Annotated in this window: 7 protein-coding genes; 1 reads left to right on the top strand and 6 read right to left on the bottom strand. The window is 62.6% G+C overall.

Annotation, left to right across the window (positions count from 1 at the left end):
* Positions 1-254: 254 nt before the first annotated feature.
* From hemH to Q0349_RS08280, 6 genes are all read right to left on the bottom strand, one after another.
* A complete protein-coding gene (hemH, locus tag Q0349_RS08305) occupies positions 255-1,238 on the bottom strand; it encodes a ferrochelatase (RefSeq protein ID WP_298080401.1) in 984 nt (327 codons plus the stop codon).
* Between the two features lie 336 nt (positions 1,239-1,574).
* On the bottom strand, positions 1,575-1,934 hold the full coding sequence (locus Q0349_RS08300) for an endonuclease domain-containing protein (RefSeq protein WP_298080400.1): 360 nt from the start codon (positions 1,932-1,934) through the stop codon (positions 1,575-1,577).
* 84 nt (positions 1,935-2,018) lie between these two features.
* The gene (galU, locus tag Q0349_RS08295; RefSeq protein ID WP_298080399.1) at positions 2,019-2,897 is read right to left on the bottom strand and encodes a UTP--glucose-1-phosphate uridylyltransferase GalU; all 879 of its coding nucleotides are present in this window, start codon (positions 2,895-2,897) and stop codon (positions 2,019-2,021) included.
* 10 nt (positions 2,898-2,907) lie between these two features.
* A complete protein-coding gene (gene radA / locus Q0349_RS08290; RefSeq protein ID WP_298080398.1) occupies positions 2,908-4,284 on the bottom strand; it encodes a DNA repair protein RadA in 1,377 nt (458 codons plus the stop codon).
* On the bottom strand, positions 4,277-5,344 hold the full coding sequence (gene alr / locus Q0349_RS08285) for an alanine racemase (RefSeq protein WP_298080397.1): 1,068 nt from the start codon (positions 5,342-5,344) through the stop codon (positions 4,277-4,279). The genes radA and alr overlap by 8 nt, the downstream gene beginning before the upstream one ends.
* A 205-nt stretch (positions 5,345-5,549) precedes the next feature.
* Positions 5,550-7,583, bottom strand: coding sequence for a recombinase (locus Q0349_RS08280; protein ID WP_298080396.1), 2,034 nt, complete (start codon positions 7,581-7,583; stop codon positions 5,550-5,552).
* A 199-nt stretch (positions 7,584-7,782) separates the two neighbouring features.
* Between Q0349_RS08280 and nirK the strand changes: the two genes are divergently transcribed.
* On the top strand, positions 7,783-8,979 hold the full coding sequence (gene nirK, locus Q0349_RS08275; protein WP_298080395.1) for a copper-containing nitrite reductase: 1,197 nt from the start codon (positions 7,783-7,785) through the stop codon (positions 8,977-8,979).
* Positions 8,980-9,258 lie beyond the last annotated feature (279 nt).

The following is a 9,258-nucleotide window of genomic DNA, read 5'->3' as shown; positions in this document are numbered from 1 at the left end:
CCATCGGATTTTTCTATATCAACTACGGATTTGTTTGAGGCAGCATACATTTTAGGACACCACCCGGTCCTTAAGGCTACGGCGTTTTTGAACATCCATTTTGTCCTATACGCTTTTTCCTTCAGGGGGTATTTTTTCTCACGGGATGGATACCCTCTGAGTTTTTGGAGCGGTTCACCGCGCAGATGCCGGGATAGTGGATGTAAACGAGCGCTTTGCTTGTCGTCTCTGCTTCTCCCCTCCACCAGGGGGCATTACCACCCCTGCGTGTGCTGCACGACGAGATCGGCAAGCAATTCGATGTGCGCCGGGTCGTCGTTGAGCGCCGGGATGTAGTCGTAGTGCCTGCCGCCGTGTTGCAGGAACAGGGCGCGGTTGGTCATCGCCATTTCTTCGAGGGTTTCGAGGCAGTCGGCGGCGAAGCCAGGGCAGATGACGCGGAGGTTTTGGCAGCCGCTTTCGGCGAGGGCGCGGATGGTTTCGTCGGCGTAGGGGCGCAGCCAGGGTTCGTTGCCAAAGCGCGACTGATAGACGAGGCGGTAGCGCTCGGCAGGCAGTTGCAGGGTTTCGGCAACGGCGGCGACGGTGGCTTCGCACTGGCGCGGGTAGGGGTCGCCTTCGGCGGCGTAGCGCGCGGGCAGGCCGTGGAAGGAAAAGAGCAGTTGTTCGGCGGAGCCGTGGGCGAGGGTGTGGCGGCGGATGCTGTCGGCAAGCGCTGCGATGTAGCGCGGGTGGGTGTGCCAGTCGCGCACCAGGCGCAGTTCGGGGATGCCGCGCTGCTTTTTTAACGCCTGGGCGACGCCGTCGAAGACGCTGGCAGTGGTGGCGTCGCTGTATTGCGGGTACATCGGCACGATGAGCAGTTTTTCGACACCACGCGCGGCGAGGTCGCGCAGGGCGCTTTTGATGGACGGCTGGCCGTAGCGCATGGCGCTTGCCACGTGGATATGGCCGAGGCCACGGACGGCGAGGTTGCTACGCAGGGCGACGGTTTGCCGCGCGGTGATGGCAATCAGCGGCGCGCCGTCTTCTTGCCAGATTTGGCGGTAGGCGTGGGCGGAGCGCTTCGGGCGGGTGTTGAGGACGATGCCGTGCAGGATGGGCAGCCATTGCCAGCGCGGCAGGTCGATGACGCGGCGGTCGGAGAGGAATTGGTTGAGGTAGGGGCGCAGTGCTTTTTTGGTCGGCGCTTCGGGCGAGCCGAGGTTGATGAGGAGGACGGCGGCGGATGTGGGCATGGAGGGGATTTGCGGTTTTTGCGGGCGGTATGTGGCGAAGCGACGTCGCTTTGGGGGTTTATACTCCTGGACGCAGGCGGTAAATGGCAGGAATCTTTTTGCGTTTGTGCCGGTTTTGTCGCTGCGCGGTATGTTTACACCCCCTCCCCAACCCTCCCCCGCTGCGCAGGGGAGGGGGATTTGGGTTCTGTCCTGACAGCAATCGGGACGAGACGGGGCAGGTTTGCTATCAATCTTCCCGGTACTCAAAAGACATTGGCTTTTAAGCTCCCTCCCCTGCGCAGCGGGGGAGGGCCGGGGAGGGGGTGTATGCGAAGCGCAGTGTCAATTTCAAAATCAAAATGCGCTTTTTTGGCAATGTTTCAGGATTTCTGCCAGTACGGTTTCTGTCCGCTGTAATACGTCGTGATTCCAGAAACGCAGCACCCGGTATCCCTGTTTTTGTAAAAATTCGGTTCTTTGCTGGTCGTATGTTTGTTGCGTGGCGTGTTGTCCGCCGTCCAGTTCTATGATGAGTCCGGTTTCGACCGCGACAAAGTCCACGATGTAGTGTCCAATGGCATATTGGCGGCGGAATTTGATGTTGTGAAATCGTCCCGCCCGCAGGTATCGCCACAAGCGCCGCTCGGCGTCTGTCATGTTTTGGCGCAGTTCGCGGGCGTGGTTTTGTAGTGTTGTATTGCGGTGAATGGCCACTGTTGGTGTTGCTTCGCGGTATTTTTACCCCCTCCCCCGCTGCGCAGGGGAGGGGATTCCGGTTCAAGGAAGCAGGTGTGGCTTTCACAGCTCCAGATGCTTCAGGTATTCGCGGAAGCCTTCGCCCAGTTCGGGGTGGCGCAGGCCGAGTTCGACGTTGGCTTCGAGGTAGCCGAGTTTGTCGCCGCAGTCGTAGCGTTTGCCGTCAAAGCGGTAGGCAAGCACGGTGCGCTCCTTGATGAGCGCGCTGATGGCATCCGTCAGCTGGATTTCGCCGCCCGCGCCTTTCGGCGTGTTTTGCAAAAGCTGCATGATGTAGCCAGGCAGGATGTAGCGGCCGATAACGGCTTGGGTGGAAGGTGCGGTCGCCGGGTCGGGTTTTTCGACGATGGCATCGACGGTGACAATCTGGTCGGAGAGCGCCGCGCCTTCGGTGATGATGCCGTAGCGTTTGGTGTCTTCGCGCGGCACGTCCATCACGCCCAGCACGCCCTGCTGGTGTTTTTCAAAGACTTCTACCATTTGCCGCATGACGGACTTGCCTTCGTTGATGACGAGGTCGTCGGCGAGCAGGATGGCAAAGGGGCGGTCACGCACGATGGGCTGCGCGCAGAGGACGGCGTGCCCCAGCCCCATCGCCATTTCCTGGCGGATGTAGGTAACGCTCATGTCGCGCGGCTTGATGCTGCGCACCAGTTGCAGGAAGTCTTTTTTGCCGCGCTGTTCCAGTTCGTTTTCCAGTTCGTAGGCGACGTCGTAGTGTTCGGTAATCGCCCATTTGTTGCGCCCGGTGACGAAGATCATGTTGCGGATGCCCGCTTCGTAGGCTTCTTCGACCGCGTATTGAATCAAGGGCTTGTCGACGACGGGCAGCATTTCTTTCGGCGTCGCCTTGGTGGCGGGGAGAAAGCGGGTGCCAAATCCGGCGACCGGGAACACGGCCAGTTTTACGGCTTCACTCATGGTTTCCTCCTTACAGGGATGTGAGTACGTCAAGCGCGGCGGCGAGGGTCGCAACCGCATGAATTTTCAGGCCGCGCATTGTAGCAGAGCCGCGCGGCCTGTTGCCTTCGGGCAGAATCGCCTGTTTGAAGCCGTGCTGCTGCGCCGCCTTCAGCCGCGCTTCGCCGTTGGCGACCGGGCGCAATTCCCCGGCGAGACCGACTTCGCCCATGACGACCACGTCGCGCGGAATGGCGACGCCGCGCAGGCTGGAATGCGCCGCTGCCAACACCGCCAAATCCGCCGCCGGTTCGCTGATTTTCAGGCCGCCGACGACGTTCACATAGACGTCCATATCGTGCAGCGAGACGCCGCCGTGGCGGTGCAACACCGCGAGCAGCATTGCCAGCCGCCCGCTGTCAAAACCGAGCGCGGTGCGGCGCGCATAGCCACCGCCGCCGCCATCGACCAGCGCCTGCACCTCGACCAGGAGCGCGCGCGAACCCTCCCACACCGGGAAAACGGCGCTGCCGGGCTGCTGCCCGTCCGGGCGCGAGAGGAAAATCGCCGACGGATTGCTCACCGGCTTCAGCCCGTTTTCCAGCATGGCGAACATCCCCAGCTCATTGACCGGGCCAAAGCGGTTCTTCACCGCGCGCAGCATACGGAAGCGGCTGCCCGCCTCGCTCTCAAAATACAGCACCGTATCAACCATATGCTCCAGCACGCGCGGCCCGGCAATCGCGCCTTCCTTGGTAACGTGGCCGATGAGAAAGACCGTGGTGCCGCTCAATTTGGCAAAACGCACCAACTGCGCCGCGCACTCGCGCAACTGGCTGACTGCGCCCGGCGCGGCAGAAAGCGCCTCGCTGTAGAGCGTCTGAATCGAATCGACCACCAGCACCGCCGGTTTCTCCACCTCCGCCGTCGCCAAAATGCGCTCAATCTGCGTCTCGCTGAACAGCACAATGCGTTCGCGGGCGAGACCGAGCCGCTCCGCGCGCAGACCAATCTGGCGTGGCGACTCCTCGCCGCTGACATACAAACACGGCATCGACTGCGCCAAATGATGCACCGTCTGCAACAACAGCGTCGACTTGCCGATGCCGGGGTCGCCGCCAATCAGCACCACGCTGCCGCGCACCAGCCCGCCGCCCAGCACCCGGTCAAACTCGCTGATGCCGCTCGGCACCAGCGTTTCCGCCTGCAACTCCACCGCATCCAGCCGCTGCACCTGCCCGGCGGCGACACCGGCATAACCGCCGCCCTTGCCCGCACGCGGCGGTGCGACCGGCGCGGCTTCCTCCTCCAGCGTATTCCACGCGCCGCACTCGTGGCATTGCCCCTGCCACTTCGGATAGACCGCGCCACAATCGCGGCAGACAAAACGCGATTTCGCCTTAGCCATCGACCACCTCCGCGCGCACCCGCGCCGTCAGCATCGTCGTCAAAGTGTAGGGAATCGTCCCCGCCTGCGCTGCAACCCGCTCCGCCGGATTGCCGTCGCCGAAGACCAGCACCGCATCGCCAACCGCCGCCGTATCCTCGCCCAGCCAGAGCAGCGCCATATCCATCGCCACCCGGCCGACCAGCGGATAACGCTTGCCGTTGAGCAACAGCTGCACCGCGCCGCTCACAATCGCGCGCGGAAAACCGTCGCCATAGCCCAGCGCGATGGTTGCGAGATTACCCGCCGTTTGCGCCTGAAAACCGTGGCTGTACCCGGCAAAATCGCCCGCCTCCAGCCGCCGCACCGCCAGCACCTGGGTTTGCAGCGACAACACCGGGCGCAAGCCCAGCCGCGCCGCATCACCATCGACAAAGGGCGACATCCCGTACAGCGCCAACCCGGCGCGCACCACATCCGCCCGCGCCTCCGGCAAGACAAACAGCGCCGCCGAATTGGCAAAACAGCGCCGCCAGCCGTCCGGCAAGGCGAGCGCATCCAGCCGCGCCAACTGCGCGCGCGCGTCCGCCCAATCATCCGCATCGGCGCAGGCAAAATGCGAGGCGACGCCGAGCCAGCGCACCTGCTTGAGCGAGAGCACCTGCGGCAACCAGCTTGCGGCATCCGCTACCGCAAAACCGAGGCGGTGCATCCCCGAATCCACCTTAACCCACGCCGAAATCCCGGCAACGCCACGCAACCACGCCAGTTGCTCCGGCGAATGCACGCACGGCACGAAGCCATACTGCGCGCAGAGCGCCGCCTCATCCGCGCCGAAAATCCCTTCCAGCAGCAAAATGGGCTTGACCGCGCCGAGCTGACGCAGTTGCAACGCTTCATCAACAGAGGCGACGGCAAAGCCATCGACATCGGCGAGCGCGGGCAACACCGCCGCCACGCCATGCCCGTAAGCATCGGCCTTCACCACCGCGACCAACTCCGCCGCCCCCGCCTGCTGGCGCAACGTCCGCACGTTGTGCCGCAGCGCCGCCACATCAATCACCTTCACCAAAGGACGCATTACCTTCCTCCACAAAAAAAACAGCCGCGAATTATAGCGACTGCTGGCGGGGCGGGAGGGTGGCGCTTGCACAGGCCACGGCGGAGGCCGGGTTACGCACGGCACACGAGGGTTGTTTACAATTTAGACCTCCCTCCTCCGCAGGGCGAAACCCGCAGCGAGAGAGGGGCTTATCCGCCGAATTGTAAACAGTCCCTAACCCGCCCTACGGCTGCGCCTTTCCTGCCCCGCTGTCGCCACTCGCCGCGCGGCGTGGCAAAAACAATGCACGCGGCTCGCGGCGGATTTCTTCGCGCAGCACGCTGATGAACTGGCGCAGCGGCGGGAAGCGGGCGTCTCTGGCGCGCAGGGCGACGCGCAAGGCGAGGGCGAAGCTGACCCAGAGGTTGACGAGGCCGATGGCGATGACGGCAAGGAAGCCATAGAGGAAGGTGCCGATGCCCGCCGGGTGGCTGGCGGTGGCGTAGGCGAGGTTGGCCGAGGAGAAGGCGATGTGGCGGATGTCCAGCGGCAGTTCCAGTGTTTTGCCAATCCACGGGGTGATGCCGAGCAGCACGCCGAAGAGGAAGTTGCTGGCCAGCGCGCCGAGGTGGTCGTGGACGAAGTCGGCAAAGCGGGCGCGGGCGGGTTCGCGCAGCAGGCGGCGCAGCAAGGGGTTCACGCGCAGCCGTTCGCGCAGGCGCAGGTATTGGGCGCGGTTGTCGTAGTAGCCGGCGATGATGCCGGAGCAGAAGAGCCAGACGGCGGCAATCGCCGCATAGAACAGCGCCGACGGCATCGAAAGCGCCGCCATTTGGTGTTCGGCGCTGTGGTGGTCGAGCAGCGGCGCGCCGCTTTTGTCCGCCCACAGCAGGCTGAGCAGCACGGCGGTGAGCATGGCGAGGCTCAAATTGCCCAAAACGGCGATGCTTTGTGAGCGGTTCACGTCGATGAGCAGTTGCGCCAGTTTGCGCGCCCCGGCGCGGCCTTGTTGGGTTTGTTCGATGGCTTCTGCCATGCGCGCGGCGGTCATTGCCGGTTGTTTGGTGGCGACGGTGCAGTGGCAGAGGTAGATGAGGACGAAGCCGATGCCGTAGTCGAGGCTTGAGAGCAGGATGTAGGCGTTGTAGCTGGGGACGGCGCTGGCGAGTTTGATTTTGAGCAGCGCCATCAGCGCGATGATGACGCCCGCCCCGGCGGCGCTGGCGTACATCCGCCGGTATTCTTGCCAGCCGCGTGCGATGTAGTGTTCGCCGTGCGCGCTTTTGTGCTGGGTGATGGATTGGCTCAAGAGGTAGGCGCTGCGGTGCCAGAGGTGGCGGATGTTGCGGCGACGCAGGCCGTTTTCGATGAGCTGGTTCAGGAGCGCCAGCCAGTGTCGCGCTTCACTTTCCGGGCTTTCGGCGGTGAGCACGGCGAGCAGCGCTTCGAGGCGGTCGAGGCTTTGTGCGAGACGTTCGAGCAGGTGGGCGGTGGCAAGCGAGCTGCCGGAGGCGATGGCGCGGCTGTTCAAGTGGTGCAGTTGTTGTCGCGCCTGGTCGATGAGGACGTGCGCCTGCGCCAGCGTCGCCGCGTCGGTGGCGTCATCCGGATGGTCGCGCCAGCTGGTGATGAGCCGCGCCAGTTCGCGCTCAAGGGCGACGAAGGGCGAGTCCAGCTCCAGCAGGCGTTTGTCGAGACGGATGAGGTCGGGCGCGAGGTCTTCGGCGCTGAGACGTATCGCGAGCATTTCCAGCGCGTAGGTGCTTTCTTCGCGCATGAGGCGGCGGGTGCGGCCACGCTGTTCGTCGTTTTCGCTGAGGCGGGCGAAGAGGCTGAGCCATTGGCGCGGCGCGATGGCGGTGAGCCAGTCGAGGTCGCGGCTGCCGTTGAAGACGCTGTCGAGCACGTCTTGCAGTTGGCTTTCGTCCACGGGGAGCGGGTTCCAGCGGTCGTAGAGCAGGGTTGCGGTTTCGTGGACGATGCCGGTGCGGGCGAAGATGCCGACGCTGACGAGGCTGGCGTAGAGGTGCAGGTTTTGCAGCCAGCCGTGGATGTGTGCGCCAATCAGCGCGCGGTGCGAGGGCGCGGCGTCCAGTTCGCGGGTAAAGGCGGCGAGGCGTTCGCTGGCGCCCGTCGCCCCGCCCTGGCGCAGCCATTCGGCAAGGTAGCGCAGCATCCGTAGCGCGTTTTCCTGCGCCACCAGCAGGATGCGCAATCCGGCGGCGTCGCAGGCGGCGATTTGGCTACGTTCGCGGCGGGTGAGGGTTTTGTCGGGCATGGTCGTTCCTTGTGCGAAAAAGGCGGCAATCATAATGGAAAATGCAGGCAAACGCCGCAGGGTTGCGCGTTTTCACACCATCCACAGTAATTCACATTTTTTTGCACTATTTGATGCAGGTCAAGCCGACGCCCCCGTACCTTCCCTATAATCTTAAAAAATTTTTACTAACCCGCAACGTAAACATAAGGAGCGCTTTATGCGAAAAACTTGGTTATCCCTCTCCATTGCAGCATCCATGGTCATCGCTGCCCCCGCCAGCTTCGCCGCAGAAGGCGCAGCGCATACCGGCGGCCTTGAAGGCTACAAGGTCGGTGTGCAGCCAGAGGGACTGGACAAACTGGAACGTGTCAAACAGGTACTGGTTGACCCGCCCGGTGTGCCGGAACACACACTGGAAGCGCCCGCCAAACCGCGCATCGTCGAAGTGGAAATGACCATCCACGAAAAAGAAATCGAAGTCGAGCCGGGCGTGTTCATGTGGGCGTTTGCCTTCAACAACACCGTGCCGGGGCCGATGATTGTCGTCCACGAAGGCGACTACGTCGAGCTGACCCTGAAAAACGACAGCAAAAACCAGCTCATCCACAACATTGACTTCCACGCCTCCACCGGCGCCCTCGGCGGCGGCGACCTGACCCACGTCGCCCCGGGTCAGGAAGTGGTACTGCGCTTCAAGGCCATCAAGCCGGGCGTGTTCATCTACCACTGCGCCCCGGGCGGCGCGATGATTCCGTGGCACTTGGTGCACGGCATGAACGGCGCAATCCTCGTTATTCCGAAAGACGGCATCAAGGACAAGAACGGCAACAAGCTGCACTACGACAAGGCCTTCTACATCGGCGAACAGGATTACTACATCCCGAAAGACAAAGACGGCAAATACAAACGCTACGACAACCCGTCCGCCTCCTTCGCTGATGACAAGGAAGTGATGGACAAACTCATCCCGACCCACATCGTCTTCGGCGAAAGCAAGGGGCAGCTCACCGGCGACAACGCGATGAAAGCGAAAGTCGGCGACACCGTGATGATTTACCACTCCCAGGCCAACCGTCAGTCCTACCCGCACCTCATCGGTGGCCACGGCGAATACGTCTGGGAACGCGGCAATCTCGCCGATCCGCCCGCACAGGATCTGGAAACCTGGGTGATTGCCGCCGGCTCCGCAGGCGCCGCGATGTACACCTTCAAACAGCCGGGCGTGTACGCCTACCTCTCGCACAACCTGATCGAAGCGTTCAACCTTGGCGCGGTCTCCCAGTTCAAGGTTGATGGCGAATGGAACAACGACCTGATGGAGCAAGTCAAAGCTCCGGGTCCGATGGCAGGTGGTGAAAAAGCCGCTCCGCCGGTTGATCCGATGAAAAAAGAAGCCGCCCCGGCGAAGAAATAATCTTTGCCCCGGCGAGAAAAAGGAAGGCGTAAGGCCTTCCTTTTTTTGTGGCGGGAGATATAGCAATCCTCACAAAGCCCTGTACGGCGTTGCGCCGCCTGACCGGGTTAGGTGGTGTATCGCTATAAAATAATCGTCTGCCCCAACGAGCCATCCCATGAAAAAAACACACCACACCACCAGCGGCACTCTCTCCATGAAACGGATTGCGGGCGGAATCTGGGCATTCGTCTTCTTCGTCGCGGTGCTGCTTTGTATTGTGCTGCGGCTGGCGTGGTC

It is taken from the genome of uncultured Cardiobacterium sp. (assembly GCF_938028185.1).
GTDB lineage: Bacteria > Pseudomonadota > Gammaproteobacteria > Cardiobacteriales > Cardiobacteriaceae > Cardiobacterium.
The sequence above is the reverse complement of the archived record's forward strand: the minus strand, read 5'-3'. Positions and strand labels throughout refer to the sequence as shown.